The 22,272-nt window shown below is 42.9% G+C and carries 16 protein-coding genes; 12 read left to right on the top strand and 4 right to left on the bottom strand.

Annotated features, from left to right (window positions below; all coding sequences use genetic code 11):
* Nucleotides 1-84: 84 nt before the first annotated feature.
* Together J4E06_RS10250 and tsaD are read right to left on the bottom strand one after the other, a co-directional pair.
* Complete coding sequence (locus tag J4E06_RS10250) at nt 85-792, bottom strand: 16S rRNA (uracil(1498)-N(3))-methyltransferase (protein ID WP_349523817.1); 708 nt, start codon at nt 790-792, stop codon at nt 85-87.
* A gap of 17 nt (nt 793-809) precedes the next feature.
* Nucleotides 810-1,838 carry a tRNA (adenosine(37)-N6)-threonylcarbamoyltransferase complex transferase subunit TsaD gene (gene tsaD, locus J4E06_RS10245; RefSeq protein ID WP_349523816.1) on the bottom strand — a complete coding sequence of 343 codons (1,029 nt, stop codon included), beginning with the start codon at nt 1,836-1,838 and terminating at the stop codon, nt 810-812.
* Nucleotides 1,839-1,940: 102 nt separating this feature from the next.
* On the opposite strand from tsaD, the gene J4E06_RS10240 reads away from it, so the two are divergent.
* From J4E06_RS10240 to J4E06_RS10225, 4 genes are all read left to right on the top strand, one after another.
* Nucleotides 1,941-6,362, top strand: coding sequence for a translocation/assembly module TamB domain-containing protein (locus J4E06_RS10240; protein ID WP_502877347.1), 4,422 nt, complete (start codon nt 1,941-1,943; stop codon nt 6,360-6,362).
* Between the two features lie 143 nt (nt 6,363-6,505).
* On the top strand, nt 6,506-7,492 hold the full coding sequence (pfkA, locus tag J4E06_RS10235; RefSeq protein WP_349523814.1) for a 6-phosphofructokinase: 987 nt from the start codon (nt 6,506-6,508) through the stop codon (nt 7,490-7,492).
* 22 nt (nt 7,493-7,514) lie between these two features.
* Nucleotides 7,515-8,516 (top strand): type I glyceraldehyde-3-phosphate dehydrogenase, encoded by a 1,002-nt coding sequence (gene gap / locus J4E06_RS10230; RefSeq protein WP_349523813.1) that lies wholly within the window; start codon nt 7,515-7,517, stop codon nt 8,514-8,516.
* A gap of 73 nt (nt 8,517-8,589) precedes the next feature.
* Complete coding sequence (locus J4E06_RS10225) at nt 8,590-9,441, top strand: N-acetylglucosamine kinase (protein WP_349523812.1); 852 nt, start codon at nt 8,590-8,592, stop codon at nt 9,439-9,441.
* On the opposite strand, the gene J4E06_RS10220 is transcribed toward J4E06_RS10225, so the two are convergent.
* Together J4E06_RS10220 and J4E06_RS10215 are read right to left on the bottom strand one after the other, a co-directional pair.
* A complete protein-coding gene (locus J4E06_RS10220; RefSeq protein WP_349523811.1) occupies nt 9,434-9,814 on the bottom strand; it encodes a RidA family protein in 381 nt (126 codons plus the stop codon). The two genes, J4E06_RS10225 and J4E06_RS10220, sit on opposite strands and share 8 nt — an antisense overlap.
* 45 nt (nt 9,815-9,859) lie before the next feature.
* Nucleotides 9,860-12,535: a putative LPS assembly protein LptD gene (locus tag J4E06_RS10215; protein ID WP_349523810.1), complete on the bottom strand. Its 2,676-nt coding sequence runs from the start codon at nt 12,533-12,535 to the stop codon at nt 9,860-9,862.
* 128 nt (nt 12,536-12,663) lie between these two features.
* Between J4E06_RS10215 and J4E06_RS10210 the strand changes: the two genes are divergently transcribed.
* The 8 genes from J4E06_RS10210 (at nt 12,664) to J4E06_RS10175 (ending at nt 22,238) form a co-directional block, all read left to right on the top strand.
* Complete coding sequence (locus J4E06_RS10210) at nt 12,664-13,857, top strand: N-acetylmuramoyl-L-alanine amidase family protein (RefSeq protein ID WP_349523809.1); 1,194 nt, start codon at nt 12,664-12,666, stop codon at nt 13,855-13,857.
* Nucleotides 13,858-13,923: 66 nt separating this feature from the next.
* A complete protein-coding gene (locus J4E06_RS10205) occupies nt 13,924-14,910 on the top strand; it encodes an MlaD family protein (protein ID WP_349523808.1) in 987 nt (328 codons plus the stop codon).
* On the top strand, nt 14,911-16,236 hold the full coding sequence (locus J4E06_RS10200; protein ID WP_349523807.1) for a 4Fe-4S dicluster domain-containing protein: 1,326 nt from the start codon (nt 14,911-14,913) through the stop codon (nt 16,234-16,236).
* A 10-nt stretch (nt 16,237-16,246) separates the two neighbouring features.
* Complete coding sequence (locus J4E06_RS10195; protein WP_349523806.1) at nt 16,247-17,038, top strand: (Fe-S)-binding protein; 792 nt, start codon at nt 16,247-16,249, stop codon at nt 17,036-17,038.
* A 78-nt stretch (nt 17,039-17,116) separates the two neighbouring features.
* Nucleotides 17,117-17,599: an ABC transporter ATPase gene (locus tag J4E06_RS10190; protein ID WP_349523805.1), complete on the top strand. Its 483-nt coding sequence runs from the start codon at nt 17,117-17,119 to the stop codon at nt 17,597-17,599.
* A gap of 91 nt (nt 17,600-17,690) precedes the next feature.
* Nucleotides 17,691-20,603, top strand: coding sequence for a serine hydrolase domain-containing protein (locus J4E06_RS10185; protein WP_349523804.1), 2,913 nt, complete (start codon nt 17,691-17,693; stop codon nt 20,601-20,603).
* A 28-nt stretch (nt 20,604-20,631) separates the two neighbouring features.
* Nucleotides 20,632-21,774, top strand: coding sequence for an N-acetyl-alpha-D-glucosaminyl L-malate synthase BshA (gene bshA / locus J4E06_RS10180; RefSeq protein WP_349523803.1), 1,143 nt, complete (start codon nt 20,632-20,634; stop codon nt 21,772-21,774).
* A 35-nt stretch (nt 21,775-21,809) separates the two neighbouring features.
* Nucleotides 21,810-22,238: a hypothetical protein gene (locus J4E06_RS10175; protein WP_349523802.1), complete on the top strand. Its 429-nt coding sequence runs from the start codon at nt 21,810-21,812 to the stop codon at nt 22,236-22,238.
* The last annotated feature ends 34 nt before the right edge of the window (nt 22,239-22,272 follow it).

Raw genomic sequence — 22,272 nt, 5'->3', positions numbered from 1 at the left:
TTTTTGGTAAAGAATATGGATTCATGATATCCCCACCCAATGTATATTGCCATCTCTTTTTTGACAGTAGGGCTGTTTCTTCTTTTAGTTATTAATAATGGCCACTGTGGTACATGCCACGATAGCTGCCGTTTCGGTGCGGAGCCTATTTCTTCCCAATGAGATGGGGACATACCCTTTTTCCTTGGCCAAATCAATCTCTTCTTTTGAAAAATCACCTTCGGGACCAATCAGTATGGTGGCATCGTTGTCGGCGATTACCCTACGTTTTAATTCCATTTTGTCACCATTTTGGCAATGGGCAATAAATCTGTAGCCAACCGTATTGTCCCGTTCCAAAAACTCCTTGCAAGAAATGGGTGGGTTTATTTGGGGTAGCACGGTTTGCAAAGATTGTTTCATTGCCGCTTGCAATACACGTTCCATGCGTTCCAATTTGATGGTCTTTCGCTCAGAATGATCGCAAATTATAGGGGTGATCTCATCCACACCTATTTCCGTGGCTTTTTCCAAGAACCATTCATAGCGGTCGTTTATTTTGGTTGGAGCGACCACCATATGCAGTTTGTATCTTTTTGGAATTGATTTGCGTTGTGAAGTAATACGTGCCCTACATTTTTTTTGATCGGCTTCGAGAATTTCGGCCTCGAACAAATATCCTTTGCCGTTGGTAATGTGCACTGTGTCACCTTCGGATTTTCTAAGGACCCTGACAATGTGTTTGCTTTCGTCCGGAGGAAAAATAAACTGCTTGGCACTATTGTCCAATGTTGGATTGTAAAAAAGCTGCATAGCTACGGTTTAAATAATTAGCTGCCTATGGCATAACGCGCTTTGGCAGCAATACTTTGCTCGGTAAAAATCCCTTTGTTAAACTTAAGGTAACCAACAATGCCGATCATTGCGGCGTTGTCCGTGCAATACTCAAATTTAGGAATAAAGGTTTGCCAGCCCAACTTTTCCTCTGCATCTCTGAGCCTTTCCCGTATTCCGGAATTGGCCGCAACACCTCCTCCTATGGCAATCTGCTTGATACCCGTCTGGTCAACAGCTAATTGCAGCTTGTCCATTAAAATCTCTAAAATGGTAAATTGAACCGAAGCACAAATATCATTGATGTTTTGCTGAACAAAATCCGGATTTTTTTGGGTTTCGCGCTGTAAAAAATATAATATGCTTGTTTTGAGCCCGCTAAAACTAAAGTTCAGCCCATCCACTTTTGGTTTGGGAAATGCAAAAGCATTCGAGTTGCCCAGCTTTGCATATTTATCTATCAATGGTCCGCCGGGATAGGGAAGGCCCATCAATTTGGCACTTTTGTCGAAAGCCTCACCCACCGCATCGTCCAAGGTTTCGCCCAATACTTCCATAGTAAAATGATCTGTGACCTTTACAATTTGTGTATGCCCTCCGCTAATGGTCATGGCCAAAAACGGAAATGTTGGTGCGACCTGGTTTTCATCATCAATAAAATGGGCCAAAATATGCGCTTCCATATGGTTGACCTCAATCAAAGGTATGTCCAGACCCAATGCCAACGACTTGGCAAAAGAAGTCCCTACCAATAAGGAGCCCATAAGTCCAGGGCCACGTGTAAATGCTATGGCAGATAGTTGTTTTTTATCGATATTTGCCTTGGCCAAGGCTTGGTGTACCACGGGAACAATATTTTGCTGATGTGCCCTTGAGGCCAATTCTGGGACAACCCCCCCATATTGCTTGTGAATTTCTTGGGTAGCTACCACATTGCTCAGTACTTTTGTATCGCAAAGTACCGCAGCAGAGGTGTCATCACAGGATGATTCGATTGCAAGTATATATTTTTTTAAATTTTCCACTCGTTTTGGAACAAAAATTGGTTATCAAAGGTAAAACATAAAAGCCCTATCAAAAAACTTCGTAAAATACTGTTGCGTATCCTCTTGGTCATCCTCTTGATCATGGTATTGGGTTCGCTGCTACTTTCCATTCCCGCGGTTCAGACCAGATTGGGCAAGTACGCTACGGATACGTTGAACGAGAAGTTTGGGACCAACATTCAAATTGAGCGAATCGGCGCGTCTCTTTTTAATCTAAATGCTGGAATCAAAGGTATTTATGTGGAGGACTACAAAAAAGATACCCTCATCCATATCCATAAACTCTCAACATCCATCCTAAACCTTCGCAATATGGTCAATAACAAGATAGCCTTTGGTGATATGGAATTGGATGGGCTCACCTTTAATTTGAAAACATATGAAGGAGAGACGGAGACCAATTTGGATGTTTTTGTGGCAAAACTGGACGATGGAAAACCCAGAGATCCGGGCACCCCACCTTTTTTTATGTCCGCGGACGAGATTCAGATCCACGGTGGGAAGTTTAGGTTGATCGATGAGAATTTGGAAAAACCGAAAGTGTTGAATTTCTCTGAAATTGAAATTTTGTCCCACGATTTTCAAATCCTTGGCCCCAATGTTTCCTTAAAAATTGATGACCTCTCCACCTTGGCAAAGCGTGGAATACGGTTGCGGAAAATGGCAACTGATTTTAAATATACCAAACAACAAATGCGTTTTGATGATTTACTGATAGATACCGATGAATCAGAACTCAAAGGCAATTTGGTGTTCAATTATAAACGTGAAGATTTGGCGGATTTCATCAATTTAGTGGAAATAGATGCCAATTTTACGGAATCTTCCGTCTCCCTTAACGAGATAAATGCTTTTTATGATGAATTCGGCCAGGATAAAACAGTCACCTTTACCGGGAATTTCAGTGGGGTGCTCAACCAGCTTCAGGTGGATGACCTGTTCCTTTTTACGGACAATACTGGTATTCGGGGTGATTTTAGGTTTGATAATATGTTTAGCGAACAAGCACCATTCGTTCTTCGGGGAGATGTAGATAACCTTACCTCCAGTTACTATCAGCTAAGAAGTATCTTGCCCAAAATTTTAGGGAGAAACATTCCCGAATCTGTTCAAAAGCTCGGTCAGTTCACAGTTAGGGGTGATGTAGAGGTTACCGAAACTTCCATCGATGTAACGGTTAACCTGAATACTGCGGTGGGGGATAGCTATGTGGACCTTCAAATGACCAATGTACAGACCATTGAGGATGCTTCTTACATTGGTTTTATTTCTTTGATCGATTTTGATTTGGGCGGATTTATCGATAACGATGACCTTGGGCTGGCCTCTATGGACATGAACGTGGAAGGAAAGGGTTTCGTGGCGGAAAGTTTGAACACGGAACTCTCCGGTGACATCTACAAGTTTGAGTTCAACAATTACGAATATAATAAGATCAATGTCTCCGGGGTGCTCCGAAACCAATTGTTCGATGGTGTCCTGCTGTGCAACGACGATAATTTTCGGTTCGATTTTCAAGGGCTGGCCAATTTTGGGGCGCGGCAGAACAAGTTCAATTTTGTGGCGGCTGTGGATTATGCCGACCTAAAGAAGTTAAACTTTATCAATGATAGTATTTCCATTTTTAGGGGGCACGTGGATATGGATATCGAAGGCAATAACCTCGACGATATGGCCGGTCAGTTGCAGTTTACAAACACCACCTACCAAAACATAAACGATACCTATTATTTTGAAGATTTTAGTGTAACCTCCTCTTTTGAACGCGATACCATCCGTACCGTGGAAATCAACTCTCCCGATATCATCACGGGATATATGAGGGGGCATTTTAAGGTGGGCGAACTGGGTAGATTGCTGCAGAACTCCATTGGTAGTATCTATACCAATTATCAACCCTTTAAAGTTTCTGACGGGCAGTATTTGGACTTTAATTTTAAAATCTACAATAAGATCGTAGATGTATTTGTGCCCGAAATCGCTTTTGATCCAAACACCTACATCAGAGGGTCCATTGAGGCGGACCAAAGCGATTTTAAGCTCACGTTTAAATCACCGAGCATTGAGGCCTATGGTAATATCTTTGACAATATTGAGTTGAAAATCGATAATAAGAATCCTTTGTTCAACACTTTCGTTTCTGTTGACGATATGTCCACGGTGTACTACGATATTAAGGATTTCAGTCTCATCAACACCACCATAAAGGATACTCTTTTCTTTAGAACGGAGTTTAAAGGCGGCAGTGAGTACAACGATAGCTACAACCTGAATTTTTACCACACCTTTAACGAAAACAACCGGTCGGTGATAGGGCTTAAAAAATCAGATGTCAGTTTTAAGGGGAACACTTGGGTGCTCAATAAGAACGGGAACAACAAGAACAAGGTAATTTTCAACAGTACCTTGGATAGTATCCGTATAGAGGATGTGGTCATGGATAACAACAACGAAGAACAGATCAGATTACGAGGGGAGTTTGCCGATTCGACCTATAAGGATATCGATCTTCAATTTAAACTGGTATCGCTCGAAAAAATAACCCCCGCCATAGACAGTTTAAAAATGAATGGTAAAGTGGAGGGTTTTCTCAACATTTTACAAAAAGATGGTAACTATCTGCCCACATCCAGTTTAAACATCCAAAACTTTAGCATCAATGACATGCGCATGGGGGATTTGGAAGTTGGAATTTATGGAAACAACGACCTTACCGAATTTGGTGTCAGTACTTGGCTGAACGATGACGGTAAGGAACGTATGAGCTTAAATGGCAGGGTATTGAATAGGGATAACAAGCGAGAACTGGATCTTCAGGCGCACTTTTCCGACTTTATGCTAGATCCTTTCAAACCCTTAGGCCAGGATATCATTTCCAACATAAGGGGGGTGGTCAGCGGAGATGCAACCATAACCGGTAATGTTGAAAATCCTTCAATCAACGGTTTGCTCACACTTAATAATGCAGGTTTGGGCATTCCATACCTTAATGTGGATTATGATTTTGCCCCCCGTTCACAAATCCGGCTTTTTGACCAGACTTTTTATTTTGAGAATATGGAACTCTCGGATGTGGAAGAGGGCACCACTGCCATTTTGGACGGAACTATAAGCCATACCGGTTTTGACGATTGGTATTTAGGGCTGGATGTGGATACCAAAAACAACCGTTTTATGATTTTGAATACCAAGTACGATGAAGAATCGTTGTATTACGGAACGGGGTTCATCAACGGTACCGGAAGTATCTATGGCCCCATTGATGCAATGACCATTTCGGTAGATGCGACCACAGGAGCAGGTTCTTCGCTTAAAATACCTTTGAGCGATGTAACAAGCGTTGGGGATTATTCGTTCATCAATTTCGTGGAAAAGGGCGAATCAGGAACTTTTGAGGAAAAGCGCGTTTTGGACGAGTACCAAGGTTTGGAAATGGCATTTGACCTTGCTGTTACACCCGATGCAGAAGTGGAAATTGTGGTGGACCAAAGTACGGGAAGTTCATTAAAGGGAACCGGAGAAGGTATTTTGTTGATCGAGATCAACACTAATGGTAAGTTTAATATGTACGGCGATTTTGTTGTGGTTTCCGGAGAATATAACTTTAAATACGGCGGTGTAATTGATAAGAAGTTCAAAGTACGCCCCGGAGGAACAATTTTATGGGAACGCGACCCCTTGGCCGCCCAATTGAACCTGGAAGCCGTATATTCCCTAAATGCCAACCCGGCCCCACTTTTGGACAACGCAGGATATACGGGCAGAATACCGACAGAGGTCGTGGTCCGCTTGGATGGAGAGCTGGAAAGTCCTAACATCAACTTTGGCATCGATTTCCCCGGGACAAATTCCGTGGTGCAGTCGGAATTGGAGTATCGTTTGCAAGACCCCACCATTAAGGAAAGAAATGCCTTTTTCTTACTGGCACAGGGCACCTTTGTTGATCCGCAATCGGGAGGAATCAACCAACAGGCCGTTACGGGAAATCTAATTCAAACCGCTTCGGGACTTTTCAATCAAATTCTCTCGGGCAATAACGACAAACTTAATTTTGGGGTATCCTACGAGCAGGGGTATAATGACCCCAATACGGACATCGCCACAGAAGACAGGATAGGCGTTACCGTGTCCACCCAGCTGTCTGACCGTATTTTGGTAAACGGAAGGGTAGGGGTTCCCGTCGGTGGTGTATCGGAAACTGTTGTGGCCGGGGACGTTGAGGTTCAGGTATTATTGAATGATGAAGGGACCTTGAGCGCGAAAATATTTAACCGTGAAAACCAGATACAGCAGTTTTTGGTGGAAAGGCAGGGCTATACCCAAGGGGTTGGTCTATCGTACCAAGTGGATTTTGATAGTTTTAGAGAGTTGATGCGAAAAGTCTTCAATAAAAAAGAGAATCCCGAAGAAGAGCAAAAACCATCCCCGCAGAAACAACCGGTTCAGGTGATGGGGAAGGATAGTTTGATACGTTTTTCACAAAAGCCCATCAATTTGCCCTAAGTAGCATATTTGATTTATATTTTTAGGTGTTTTTGTATTAATTTATTACGAAAACGTTTGAGAAAATGCTTCAATTCAAATATATTATTAAGATATTCAAAATTTGAATAAAGTTTCCTAGCTTTGACCTCTTAAAAATTTGAATGGCTTCAGAAATTAAAAAAATAGGAGTTTTTACGTCTGGCGGAGACTCTCCTGGAATGAATGCCGCAATTCGTTCCGTTGTCCGTACTTGTGCTTATTTGAATATTGAATGTGTTGGTATCTATAGAGGATATCAGGGAATGATGGAAGGTGATTTCAAGACATTGAATGCCCGTAGTGTAAACAATATCATCAATAAGGGAGGCACAATTTTAAAATCTGCCCGTTGCGAGGAATTTAGGACCAAGGAAGGAAGGAAGAAAGCATATGACCAATTGACCAAGGAAGGTATTGAAGCCTTTGTGGTCATTGGAGGTAATGGAAGTTTTACGGGAGCTCTTTTGTTCACCGAGGAATACAATTTTCCGGTAATTGGAATTCCCGGTACCATTGATAACGATATTTTAGGATCCTCCTATACCATAGGGTTCGACACGGCGATCAACACCGTAGTGGATGCGATTGATAAGATACGCGACACGGCAAGCTCCCATAACCGATTGTTCTTTGTTGAGGTAATGGGCAGGGATGTTGGCCATATTGCTTTAAACGCAGGGGTAGGTGCCGGTGCAGAAGAAATTTTGATCCCGGAACAGAATCTCGGTCTTGAAAGATTGCTGGATTCGCTAAAACGAAGTAAAGCATCAGGGAAATCCTCCAGTATAGTGCTCGTTGCCGAAGGCGACAAGATCGGTAAGAATGTTTTTGAACTGAAAGAATACGTAGAGGAGCATTTGCCGATTTATGATGTAAGGGTCTCCGTGCTGGGGCATATGCAACGTGGCGGTAACCCAACTTGCTTTGACCGGGTTCTCGCCAGTAGAATGGGCGTAAAAGCGGTAGAGAGCATTTTGGAGGGCAAATCAAACCTAATGGTAGGTATCAGGGATACCAAATTGGTGCTCACACCATTGGCGGAAGCCATAAAGGCACATACGGAAATCGACGAAGAACTCATAAGAGTTTCGGATATAATGACAACATAAATTAAACACAAAAAAGAAGAACATGTCAAATTTGAAAATAGGAATCAACGGATTCGGTAGAATAGGAAGATTGGTATTTAGAGCAACGGTAAAAAGAGGTGATGTGGATGTTGTGGCAATCAACGATTTGTTGGATGTCGAGCACTTGGCCTACTTGTTGAAGTATGACTCTGTTCACGGAAATTTTGAAGGTACCGTGGATGTGAAGGATGGAAATCTGGTAGTAAACGGTAAAACCATTAGGATTACAGCAGAGCGTGACCCAAAGAACTTGAAGTGGGATGCAGTTGGCGCTGAAATCGTTGCAGAATGTACCGGTATTTTTACTACTTTGGATATGGCCCAATCCCATATTGATGGTGGTGCCAAAAAAGTCGTGATTTCTGCTCCGTCCAAGGATGCTCCAATGTTTGTTATGGGTGTTAACCATAAAGATGTTAAGGCAACGGATACTATCATTTCCAATGCTTCTTGTACTACCAACTGTTTGGCACCCATAGCCAAAGTTCTTAACGATGAGTTTGGTATTGCTGAAGCTTTGATGACAACAGTACACGCTACAACGGCTACCCAATTGACCGTTGACGGTCCATCTAAAAAGGATTACAGAGGTGGTAGAAGTGCCCTTTTGAACATTATTCCTGCGTCTACTGGTGCTGCGAAAGCGGTAACTAAAGTTATTCCTTCGTTGGAAGGTAAACTTACAGGTATGGCTTTTAGGGTACCAACCGCGGATGTTTCTGTTGTGGATTTGACCGTTAAATTGGAAAAGGAAACTTCTTACGAAGGTGTCAAAGCTGCTATGAAGGCTGCTTCCGAAGGCGAATTGGCCGGAATTTTAGGATATACCGAAGAAGCTGTAGTATCCCAAGATTTTGTTGGAGATGTTAGGACTTCTATTTTCGATGCAGGTGCTGGAATTGAGCTAAATTCCAAATTTTTCAAAGTGGTGTCTTGGTACGATAACGAGACCGGATACTCCAACAAGTTGATTGAATTGGCCCTGCACGCAGCAAGCCTATAATCTTTATCTCATAAATTTTTTATCCTGAAGGGCGGATTCCGTTCTTCAGGATTTCAATATAAAATCTCGACGTATGGTTTTGATCGTGGATAGTGGTGCCACTAAATCCGATTGGATTGCCCTGGATGAAAAAGGGGAACAATTATTTGTGACCCAAACTTTGGGACTTAGCCCCGAAGTGTTGACCAAAGAAGTTATAGAGGACCGATTGGCCAATAATTTTGAACTTTCCAAGAACAAGGAGCAAGTACGTCAATTGTATTTCTACGGAGCCGGTTGCGGAACCGATAGAATGAAAACCTTTTTAAAAGGCATTTTCAAGGATTTCTTTCCCAATGCCAAAGCTGAGGTACGGGAAGACACCTATGCTGCAATCTACGCCACCACTAAAATAGGCAAGCAGGGCATTGTGTGCATTTTGGGTACAGGATCTAACTGTAGTTATTACGATGGGCATCAACTGATCCAAAAAGTGACCTCTTTGGGTTATATTCTAATGGATGATGGAAGCGGGAACTTCTTCGGAAGAAAACTGGTCCGTGATTATTATTTTCATAAAATGCCCCAAGATCTTGGGATAAAGTTTGCTAAGGAGTTTGACCTTGATGCCGATGTCATAAAAGACCATTTGTACAAGCAACCCAATCCAAATACCTATTTGGCGACCTTTGCCCGTTTTATTATCGAGAACAAGGAGCATCCGTATTGCAAAGGAGTAATTGAAAAAGGGCTACAGCAGTTCGTGAACAATTACATTATGCAGTATGAGCTCGCCACCAAAGTGCCCATTAGTTTTGTGGGCAGCATAGCACACTTTTTGCAAGATGAACTTACCGCTTGTTTGGAACGCAACGATTTAATTTTGGGTGTTATCCGTCGTAGACCCATTGAAGGCCTCGTGGAATTCCACCGAGGGACTATTTAACAGCAATCATAGATATTTCCACATTCACAAACTTGGGCAGATTGGCAACTTCCACAGTTTCTCTTGCCGGTGCGGTATCGGCATCAAAATAAGTGCCGTACACCTCATTTATTTGAGCAAACTGATTCATATCCTTGATAAATATGGAGGATTTTATAACGTGCTCAAAAGTCAACCCCACTTCTTCAAGAATAGCCTTTAAGTTCTCCATGGATTGTTTGGTCTCGGCTTTTATATCGCCTTCGACCAATGCTCCCGTAGCTGGGTCAATTGGAATCTGCCCGGAGATGTACAGGGTATCTTTTATAAGTACAGCTTGATTGTAAGGGCCTATCGGAGCCGGTGCTTTTGGAGTGTTTATTATTTTTTTCATCTGATTGTTTTTGAAGGGTTAAGGTAAAGAATAAAGCAATAGCAATTAGCGCTGACTCCTGTTTTCCCATTTAAGGTCCTGTAACAGGGAGCTCTTTATACCAATAAAGAAGTACCAGCGCTCAAATCGTCCAAAAGGGGTCCAATCAAAACTCAGCCTAAAGCTTCCCAAATCACGTTTAAAGGCAAAACGGGTATCCGTAAAACCTTTGTTCTTAAAATCGTAGCCCGAATTGAAACCAATATCCCATTTGGGCGTAAGCTGTATGTTTCCGGAGAACATTAAAGAGTGATTGGTGATTTCACTCTGTCGATTGTTGTTGTTGTAGGAGGCAACATAGGTAAACCGGGCATCCCACGGTAACTTATTGTTGTATATCGGCTGATCCTCATTTCCCTTGCTGCTGTTTCCCCTAGCAAAATCAGATCGTTCCCCCCTCACATCGTCCATGGCAAATGGGTTGTCACTAAAATCCCTTTGCTTTTTTTCATCGCTCTCTTCTTTGGCGCCGCCCTTTTGGAACATTTCACTGTTCAGGGAAAAACTGGTGTTTACCCTTGCCGTTGTCAAACGCGCAATACCCCCACCATTGTTAATGTTCAGGGTGTTTATTCTTCGCCCGTTGTTGTCTATGGCATAGGGATCAAAGGTAGCTGCGAAATTTATAGGGACATTCTTGATGATTTCGGTGGCGCCGCTCATACTAATGGGGCTGAGCTTTAGCGAATCCGCTTCAAGATTGTAACTCGCATTGAAGGTGAGGTTACTCAAAATCTTCACCTTTCTGGGTTCGGTCGCGGTGGAATCTTTGTCCCGAACTTTGGCTTCCAAGGAGTTTTGCAAGGAGAAACTCAATGAACTTCCCTTGTTCAAGGAGGGCCTGCCATAAATACTTGTTTCGTAAGGTGTATATTCCACCTGTTCGCCATCTTGATTGGTGTAGGAATCATAAAACTGCTCAAAGGAAGGGGTGTAGCCATAACTAATGGATGGACGCATGACATGTCGGAGCGCCTGAATTTTTTTGTCTTCCCCAAAATTCCAGGTACCGTACATGGTGGTACCGATGCTGGTTCCGAGACTGTATCGGTTAAAACGGTCGAATCCCGCAATGGTATCGGTGACTACTTCTTCGGTTTCCTCATTATACTCTCGCCTAATGGTTTCCATGGTCCAAATATCTTCGTAGTTCCCGCTTAAACTCACACTCAGATACTTGGCCAATTTAAAGTTGGTGGCAATAGGTATTCTATGTCGCGCTCCAATCCGAGCATCATCGAACATACCGCTTTTAAAGAAGTTTTCCTCCGTAGTGGTTATGCTGTTCTGGGCATTTACATCATATTGAAAATTGATGTTCTCAAAAACGCCCTTTTTTATTTCGTCCCGCTTTACAAAAGGGTAAATACGTTCCATACTGGCCTGAAAGGTCGGGAGCGACATATTGATTTGTTGCGTTCTTGAGTTTTGGGTATGGCTCACCGTTAAACTCGTGTTTACCGAAGGGTAAGCCGGAAACGTTTTGGAGTAACTTATAGACGAGGCAAAGGTGTTGGTCTGTGAATTGTTCCGGTTGACCTGGTTCAGGGAGTTGGTGTAGTATTGACTGGATCCAAGGTTCACCGATGCTGAAAATCGCGAATTGGGACTTGCCTTGGTATCTTGCGAATGCGATATTCTAATATTATAGTTGCTGGTTCTACTGTAATCATCAAAACCTTTTTGACTGGTCACCAGATTTTCATAACTAATATTGACATTTCCATTGAACTTATAACGTTTGCTGTAAATGGACCTTCCCTGCAGACCATAACTACCGTTCGTATAATAGTCTCCTGTGACACTCAAATCCACATAATCACTTATGGGCAAATAATACCCTCCATTTTGAATAAAGTAACCTCGCCTTGGATCGTTACCAAAGGTAGGGAATAATATCCCCGCGACCCTTCCCGTAGTTAGGGGGAAATAGGCAAAGGGCAGTGCGATCGGTGTGGGAACGTCCATAATGTACATATTGCTGTACCCTGCAATAATTTTCTTTTTAGGCACAAATTTGGCTTTTCGAACCCTAATGTAATAATCGGGGTTCACAGTATCGCTAGAGGTAGTGAGTTTCCCCTCGTTCAAAAAATAGACCGAGTCGTTCTCTTTTTTGGTCCGTTGGGCATATACCTTCATGGCATCGCTTCCCAATTGCCCCAAACCGGCTTGCTGTTCGGTCCTTGAATTCCAGATTAGGGCTTTTTGGGTATCAAAATTAAAGCGAATGGAATCAGGACGCACCTCGTTGTCCCCTTGTTTAAAAAAGGGCAGCTGCGAATAATTTCCCAGGGAGTCCTTCATCCGTCCGGCGTACACCTCATTTTTAACATAATCCATAATGATCACGCCAGCCCTGAGTTCGGTATCCTGGTAATAGATTTCCGCCTCGTCGTACAGATAAATTTTATTGTCTTTTTGGCTGAGTTTCACATAGTCCTTTGCTTTATATTTGATTTTGTCCAACAACAAAGGTTGCTTTTTTGGCACGGTATCTGCGCTTACGGAATCAACCTTGATGGAGTCGTTCAAAATGTTTGGTGGCATCAAAGGCGCAAAAATGGTATCCTTTACGGCCTTGATGGGCAAGGGGGTAATAGGGTCTTCCTGAGCACTTAAGGTAGCGATGCCACAAAGAAGAACAAATAGGAAAAGTAAAAGATGTTTATTTGGTTGCAACGTGATAAATCCTATTTTTGTGCTAGTCGGCCCAGTTTAGGGGTCAAACTTACATATATTTTTTGTTCTACTAATTGGGGATTACAATATTTTTAACCATTACGGAACGCTATAATTACTCAGTTCTTATGAATAAAAGTCGGTTAACATTTTTAGTTTTTCTACTACTGGTCCTCCCTTTGGCCTCTTTCAACAAAAATGATACCGAGGTTCAATCGAAAGATAAATTTGTCGTCGTTTTGGATGCAGGTCACGGCGGGCACGACCCAGGGAATATTGGAAATGGGTATTTGGAAAAGAAAATTGCCTTGGCCATTGTATTAAAAGTAGGCAAGGAACTAGAAAAACATCCGGATATCGAAGTGGTCTACACGCGAAGCGATGACACTTTTGTAGATCTGTTCCAACGAGGAGAGATCGCCAATCAGGCCAATGCCGACCTTTTTGTATCGGTGCATTGCAATGCGCACAATTCCGATGCCTACGGAACAGAAACCTATGTACTGGGATTGCACGCCAATCGTCAAAATTTTGAGGTAGCCAAAAAAGAAAACTCCGTAATCTATTTGGAAGATGACTATGAGCAGCGATATGCGGAGTACGATATTAACTCTCCCGAATCGGTAATCGGACTAACCATTATGCAAGAAGAGTTTTTGGATCAAAGCATACAATTGGGCAAAAAACTGCAAGATAATTTTACAAAAGAGCTCAAACGAAAGGATAGAAAAGTGAAACAAGCGGGTTTTATTGTACTGCACCAAACCTTTATGCCCAGCGTTTTAGTGGAAGCAGGCTTTTTGACTAATAAGAACGAAGGAAGCTACCTGAACTCCAAAAAAGGACAGGACGAAATGGGAAAGGCCATTGCCAATGCAGTACTGGCCTATAAAGAGGATATGGGCTTTGCCATAGCTCAGCCAGTTGCCGAAACCGCTAAGATTGAAGAGGTCGAAGCAGCGGTTAATGTGCCGGCCGGGACCACTAAAGTGGACGAGCCTGTAAATGACGAGCAGCCCGTGAAACAAGAGGAAGTTCAGGTCGCGGAAGAAAAGAAAGCAGAGAGCAACGGGGTAGTCTTTAAAGTACAATTAATGGCCAGTGGAAAAAACATTCCATTGAATGGAAGCAACTTTAATGGTTTAAATGAGCTGTCCAAAGAGCCGTACAAGAACATGTTTCGTTATATGTATGGCAATGCCAATACCTTTGAAGCGGCAAAGCAGTTAAAAAAAGATGCAGATGCCCAGGGCTATACCACATCATACATCGTGGCGTACAAAGATGGGGTCAGGGTACCGATAACGGATGCGTTGAAGTAGATTCATTTCCAAAAGCACTCTTGTTATAATTATTCCTAAATTTGTTAAAACCATAAACCGAATCTTTTGAAACTATCCAGGGAAATTAAAACTGGGATTATCGTAGTCGCTGGAATCGTGGCCTTTATTTTTGGGCTTAGCTACTTAAAATCCTCTCCTCTTTTTGAAAACAACAAGACATTTTACGCTGTTTACGATAATGTAGGTGGGCTACAGCCCGGAACCCAGGTTTCCATAAATGGATTCAATGTGGGCAATATTACCGATATCCGCTTCAAAGATGATTCAGGAAAACTGCTTGTTACCTTAACCGTAAACAATGATTTCGAGTTTTCAGAAAATAGTATAGCCGAACTTTTTGACACCGGTATCATTGGAGGAAAAGCTGTTCAAATCGTCCCTGTTTTTGATAAAGCTCCTATAGCTAAATCAGGAGACACACTGCAATCCAAAATAAAACCTGGAATAACGGAATTGGTACAGCAAAAATTGACCCCACTCCAGATGAAGATTGAGGGAGCGGTATCCCATGCTGATACTTTACTGATGAATTTCAACCAGATTTTGGACGACCCCACAAAAAAGCAACTGCAACAGACCATAGCCTCATTGAACCAAGTGGTAACATCCTTTAAAGGCAGCGCCGATAATCTGAACCTTTTGCTCGACAACAATAAAATGCAATTGGATAGCTCTTTAAAAAATGTGAGTCATATCACCTCAAACTTTTCAAAACTTTCGGATTCGCTTGTAAATTCAGACTTAGGGGGTACATTAACGGAGTTCAAAACTACCATCAATAAATTGAACGCCATATTGGCCAAGATTGAAAGGGGCGAGGGATCTTTGGGGAAACTGCATCAAGACGATGCCCTATACGACAATCTGGCCGAGGCATCCAAGGAGTTGGATCTTTTGTTACAGGATTTTAGGCTCAACCCAAAACGCTATGTAAATGTTTCAGTGTTCGGCAAAAAGCAAAAGGAATATACGCTTCCGGAGAACGACCCGGCCGAGCAGCTGGATTCTATTCAACAAAAAGAAAATCAATAAATGGAATATTTGCCCAATATCATATTTGCCGTAGCCCTTATTGTGGGCATTGGTTTTTTTGCCCGCAATGTAAAAAAGTTGTCCCGTAACATTAAACTCGGTAAAGATGTGGACGTGAGCGACAACAAGTCACAACGGTGGAAAAATATGACAAAAATAGCCCTGGGGCAGACCAAAATGGTGGTAAGGCCAGTTGCGGGTTTAATGCACATCATCGTTTATGTTGGTTTTGTCATCATCAATATCGAGGTGCTGGAAATTATTCTTGATGGACTATTTGGTACCCACAGGCTGTTTTCACCCCTTGGTGCGGTCTACAACTTTTTAATCGGTTCTTTTGAAATCTTGGCCCTGTTGGTCATCGTGGCGGTAGTTGTTTTCTGGGTCAGAAGAAATATTATCCGTATTCAAAGGTTCATAAAGCCCGAGATGAAAGGCTGGCCCAAGACTGATGGCAACCTGATTCTGTACATCGAGTTTGTTCTGATGCTCTTGTTTTTGACGATGAACGCTGCGGACTATCAATTGCAGCAATTGGGCGTGGACCACTACGCACAGGCGGGAGCTTTCCCCGTGAGCCAGTATATTGTCCCCTTATTTGAAGGTCTTTCCGAGTCCTCTTTGATTTTGGTGGAACGCACAGCTTGGTGGCTGCATATTCTGGGAATACTTGCTTTCTTGAACTATCTATATTATTCAAAACATTTACATATCCTTTTGGCTTTTCCCAATACCTACTACGGAAAAACACAGCCACAGGGACAGTTCAATAATCTGGAATCCGTCACCAAAGAGGTGAAACTGATGATGGATCCCGATGCTGACCCGTACGCCGCACCAGCGGAAGATGAAGCAGCAGAACCCGAAAAATTCGGGGCCTCCGATGTTATGGATCTGAACTGGGTGCAGTTGTTGAACGCATATACCTGCACCGAATGCGGGCGCTGTACCTCAGAGTGCCCTGCAAACCAGACCGGAAAAAAATTATCGCCCAGAAAAATAATGATGGATACCCGCGACCGTTTGGAGGAAGTGGGCAAGAATATAGATGCCAATAAAGGAAAGTTTGTTCCCGATGGCAAGGAATTATTGGGCGATTACATCACAACGGAGGAACTTTGGGCCTGCACTACCTGCAATGCCTGTGTGGAAGCATGTCCCGTAAGCATAGACCCCTTGTCCATTATTGTGGAAATGCGCAGATATCTGGTCATGGAGCAATCGGCCGCACCTACAGAGTTGAACAATATGATGTCCAACATCGAGAACAACGGTGCCCCTTGGCCTTACAATCAAATGGACCGTTTAAACTGGGTAAACGAATAAATCAAACATTATGAGTGAACAATTGAAGGTGAAGACCATGCAGGAGTTTATGGCGGAGGGCAAACAACCGGAAATATTGTTTTGGGTAGGGTCTGCCGGCAGTTACGACGACCGTGCCAAAAAGATTTCCAGGGCCTTTGTGAAGCTGTTGAACAAAGCCAATGTTGATTTTGCCGTTTTGGGGCCTGAGGAAAGCTCAACGGGTGATGTGGCGAAAAGGGCCGGAAATGAATTTTTGTTCCAGATGCAGGCCATGATGAACATTGAATTGTTGAATGGATATGAAATAAAACGCATCGTAACTTGTGACCCACATTCCTTTAACACCATAAAAAACGAGTATCCAAGTCTGGGAGGTAGCTATGAGGTGGTCCACCACACGCAATATTTAAAGGAGCTTATAGATAACGGGCGTTTACAAATAGAAGGAGAAGGATACAAAGGAAAGCGAATCACTTTTCACGATCCCTGTTACTTGGGACGGGCCAATTCCATTTTTGATGCACCGAGGGAATTGCTGACCAAGACCAATGCAGAATTGGTGGAGATGAAACGCCATAAAAAAACAGCCCTATGTTGTGGAGCAGGGGGTGCACAAATGTTCAAAGAGCCAGAAAAAGGGGATATGGATGTAAATGTATTGCGTACCAAAGAAGCTTTGGAGACCAATCCCAATATTATTGCGACGGGTTGCCCATACTGCAATACCATGATGACAGATGGGATAAAAGCACACGAAAAAGAAGATAGTGTCATTGTTTTGGATGTAGCTGAATTATTGGCGAATTCCCAAGGATTATAAAATTAATGTAGAAATGTCAGGTCGAGCCCTTCGACCAAGCCAGGATAAACTAAAGTCGAGACCGAAAAGAAAAAAAATATGCTAGTGGATTTTAATGAATTGCCAGACCACTCCAGAATTTGGATTTATCAGGCCAACAGGAGTTTTACGGAAGAAGAATTGAACGAGTTGGAAGATAGCTTAACGGCTTTCCTCAAAGAATGGACGGCCCATGGCAGCAATCTCAATGCAGGCTTCGAAATAAAATACAAACGCTTTATCGTAATCGGGCTGGACCAGACCAATGTCAGTGCTTCGGGTTGTTCCATTGATGCCTCCGTACATTTTATTCAAACCTTGGAACAGAAATACAATGTGGAGCTGCTAGACCGAATGAATGTTTCCTACAAACAAGGAGAATATATCGCTTATAAACCACTGAAGGATTTTAAAAAGATGGCAAAGGCCAAATCTGTTTCGGCCAACACTGTTGTCTTTAATAATTTGGTGGCCACCAAACAAGAATATTTAGAGCATTGGGAAGTACCCGCCAGTGAAAGTTGGCACTCCAGATTTGTATAGCAAAATTCTTAATTTATCTTAATTTCTATGCATTCCTCGATGAAATACAATATTTTTATCGGCAATAAGTTCAGGTCTTAGACAAGATTTTATGCGGATAAATCGCTACCTCCCTCTTTTACTACTATGTTGTTTTCACGCCATCGGGCAATTTAACCCGTTGGTTGTCAAAGACTCCGTGCCACAAACGGCTTGGGTGGAGAACCAATATGCCAATATGTCCTTGCAAGAGCGTATAGGACAGTTATTTATGGTAAGCGTTGCATCCAACCAAGGCAAATCGGCAACGGACAGAGTAAAAAGCTTAATTCAGGAGCAACGTATTGGAGGGGTCATCTTTTTAGTGGGAGGACCTGTTCAACAGGCCAAACTGACCAACGAATACCAAGCTGTTTCCAAAGTACCATTGCTCATCGGTTCTGATGCCGAATGGGGCATGGCCATGCGTTTGGACTCAACCTATGCCTTTCCATGGAATATGACTTTGGGAGCGATACAGGATAGTGCCATTGTAGAAAAGGTAGGCTATCAAATCGGAAAACATGCCAAACGTCTGGGGGTGCATATCAATTTTGCACCGGACTTGGACGTGAACAACAACCCGGAAAACCCGATCATAGGAAACCGTTCTTTTGGTGAGGACCCTAAAAATGTGGCCCAAAAGGGGCGTGCCTTTGTTCGGGGAATGGAAAAGGCGGGGGTACTTTCCAGCGGCAAACACTTTCCAGGGCATGGAGACACTGCCACGGATTCGCATAAATCCTTGCCGATTATCAATTCCTCGGTTGAACGCTTGGATTCTATCGAACTTTATCCCTTCAAAAAAACAATGGAAGCAGGATTGAGTTCCATAATGGTGGCGCATTTGGATGTGCCAAGTTTGGAATCTCGAGAAGGGCATCCCTCAACATTGTCCAAAAACATTGTCACGGAAGTACTGCAAAATCGGATGGGCTTTCAAGGTCTGGTCATTACCGATGCCTTGAACATGAAGGCCGTATCCCAGTTCGCCCCAGAGGGGGAGGTAGAGCTCAAAGCCTTTTTGGCGGGTAACGATATGCTTTTGATGCCAGAGAATGTGCTAAAAGCGAAAGAAAAGTTTATTGAGGCATATCAGTCGGGCCTTATTACCGAAGAGCGACTGTCAGCATCCGTCAAAAAAATATTGATGGCCAAATACAAAGCAGGGCTGTATAAGTATCAAGCTGTGGATTTGGAAAACTTGCACGAGGATTTAAACAGCATCGAAAACGATGTGGTTTATGAAGAGGCCATTGAAGCGGCCATTACGGTTACCAAGAATAATTTCTCGTTAATGCCCATCAAAAAACTGGACAATAAGAAAATTGCTTATGTGCATTTTGGAGACGATTCCGGCGCCCCTTTTCATGCCGCATTGAACAAATATTATGAAGTGACCCACATAAAGGCCAAGGATATTGCTGAGTACAAAAAGGAACTGGCAAAGTTCAACCTGGTTATTATTGGTTTGCATAAAGATAATTCGAGTCCATGGAAAGGATATAAATTTTCCAAAAATGAGCGTTTTTGGCTGGAAGAAATTTCACGATTACGGACAAGCAATACCATTCTGGCTTTGTTTGCCAGACCATATGCCTTGCTGGACATTCTCAACTTTGATACGATGGATGGTGTAGTAGTAGGATATCAGAACAATGACATTGCCCAGAAAAAGGTAGCTGAAGTTATATTTGGGGCGATTGGAGCTACAGGTAAACTCCCCGTATCGGCCCATGGTGAATTTCCAGTAGGCACGGGTGTTGATGTACAAGCCATTCAACGCTTGGGATACAGTGTTCCCGAGCGGGTTGGTATGAGTTCCGAGATGCTGTCAGAAGTGGACACCCTTGTTCATAACGGATTGGATTCTTTGATGTTTCCCGGAGCGCAGGTGTTGATTGCCCGTAGGGGAAAGGTGATTTACAACAAGAATTTTGGAAAACCGACCTATCAATCGGAGCATGGGATTACCGATGAATCCATTTACGATTTGGCTTCGTTGACCAAGATCTTGTCCACCTTGCCCATGATCATGAAGATGGAAGAAGAGAGCAAGATTGCCTTGAACGATACCTTTAAAGACCTGATTCCCGAATACGACGATACCGAGTTAAAGGATGTTTCAGTATTGAAGGCATTGTCCCATTACGGCCGATTACCGTCTTGGATCGCTTTTTATTTGGATACTTTGACCAAGGACAGAAAGCCTTCCAATGAATTTTACCGACAAAACCCTTCGGAAGCTTTTCCATATAAAGTGGCAGAGCACTTATACCTGACCAGGTCCTATAAGGATTCCATTTACAATAGGATTGGAAGACAAAGCTTAAAATCCAACCGGTACCGATACAGTGATGTCGGTTACTATGTTTTTAAAGAGTATATTGAGGATACCTATAAAAGACCCATTAATGAATTGGTCGATGAATTTCTCTACAGGCCATTGGGTTTACAGCGAACTACATTCAATCCGTTGAAAAAATTTCCAAAAGAAGCGATAGTTCCTTCGGAGGAAGACGACTATTTTAGATATCAGACGGTGCAGGGCTATGTTCACGATATGGGAGCGGCCATGCAAGGTGGTGTCGGTGGTCATGCAGGATTGTTCAGCACAGCGAACGAGGTTGCCAAGATTATGCAAATGTACTTGCAGGGCGGTTATTATGGAGGGGAGCGGTTTTTTAACGCACGTACGGTAAAAAGGTTCAATACCTGCTATTTCTGTAACAAGAAGGTGAGAAGGGGCGTTGGCTTTGATAAGCCCCAGTTAGAGGAAAAGGGCCCTACTTGCGGTTGTGTGTCCAGAAAAAGTTTTGGGCACAGTGGTTTTACTGGTACCTATACATGGGCGGACCCGGATGAAGAAATTGTATATGTTTTTCTGTCGAACAGAACCTATCCGTCCGCGACCAATACTTTGTTGATAAAGTCGGGTTTGCGAACACGTATTCAGCAGGCCATTTATGATTCCATTATTAATTAGGTAATAAATATTGCCTTAGATTTGTCTTATGAAAATAGCAATTGTGTGTTACCCAACCTTTGGCGGTAGTGGTGTTGTTGCCACGGAATTGGGTATTGCCCTTGCAGAGCGAGGTCACGAAGTACACTTTATCACCTACCGTCAGCCTGTACGATTGGAGCTTTTGGGTAACAACATCCATTTTCATGAGGTGCATGTACCGGAATATCCGTTGTTCCATTATCAACCCTACGAGCTCGCACTTTCCAGTAAGTTGGTGGATACCATCAAACAGCATGACATCGAATTGTTGCACGTACATTATGCCATTCCGCACGCGTATGCAGGTTATATGGCAAAAAAAATGCTTCAAGAGTATGGTATTTTTATCCCTATGATCACCACCTTGCACGGAACCGATATTACTTTGGTGGGCAAGCATCCATTTTACAAGCCGGCAGTTACCTTCAGTATAAATAAATCCGATGTGGTGACTTCGGTTTCGGAAGCATTAAAAGTGGAGACCTTGAAACTTTTTGATATTGAAAAGGATATCGAGGTCATCCCCAATTTTATTGAAACTACCAAGTACAAAAACAATTACACCGATTGCCAGCGCACCATGATGGCGAAGGAAGACGAACGGATCATTACCCATATCAGTAATTTTAGAAAGGTCAAACGGATTCCGGATGTTGTTAAAATATTCCATCGTATTCAAAAAGAAATGCCCGCAAAGCTTATCATGGTGGGTGAAGGGCCAGAAAAGGAGAAGGCCGAAGATTTATGTGATTCGTTGGGACTAAAGGACAAGGTGCTGTTCTTGGGCAATAGTAACGAGATCGATAGGATTCTTTGTTTTTCCGATCTGTTTCTACTACCCTCAGAAACAGAAAGTTTTGGTCTGGCGGCATTGGAAGCCATGATCAACAAGGTAGCCGTAATTTCCAGTAATACCGGAGGTATACCGGAAGTAAACATTGATGGTGTCTCCGGATATTTGGCCGATGTTGGCGATGTGGACACCATGTCGGCCAAAGCCATTGAAATCCTTAAGGATGATGATACTTTGGAGAAGTTCAAGGAAAATGCGTTCAATGTGGCTTCCAAATTTGATATTGTCCATATTCTGCCGTTGTACGAGGACCTTTATGAGAAGGCCTTTAAATCCCGTTTTAAAAATACCTTTTAGCCATTAGATACATTGTATTCATAGCGTTGACCTGTTTGCTCTCCTGTAAGGCCCAAAAAGAAGGTGCCGCGTCAGTAGGGGAGGAGATTGAGGATTTGGTTTTGGTGGACCATGATAACTTTACCAATATTGATTCCTTTGAAACTCGGGTGATTCGTGATACAAAATCGTTGCGGAAATTCTATTCCCAAATAAACCAGACCAGAAAACCGGGGCTTCCCGTACCGACGGTCGATTTCTCACAACACATACTGGTTTTGCTGTGCTTGGGTGAACAAAGAGGAGAAAAAATACCGGTATTATCCAAATTGAAAGAGACCGATCAGGGGATGACGATTGCCTTGGAAGTTCTGGAGAAGGAAAAGAACGGAGAATCAACGGTACAGCCAATTTATTTTCCATTTTACCTATACAAATTGCCCTTGGTCGATAAAACCATCACTTTTCAAAGGGTAGATCAATAGGGCTTTTAAAGTTCTTGTTACTTCTCGTCGAAAA

Source organism: Allomuricauda sp. NFXS6 (genome assembly GCF_040148835.1).
Lineage (GTDB): Bacteria > Bacteroidota > Bacteroidia > Flavobacteriales > Flavobacteriaceae > Flagellimonas.
The sequence above is the reverse complement of the archived record's forward strand: the minus strand, read 5'-3'. Positions and strand labels throughout refer to the sequence as shown.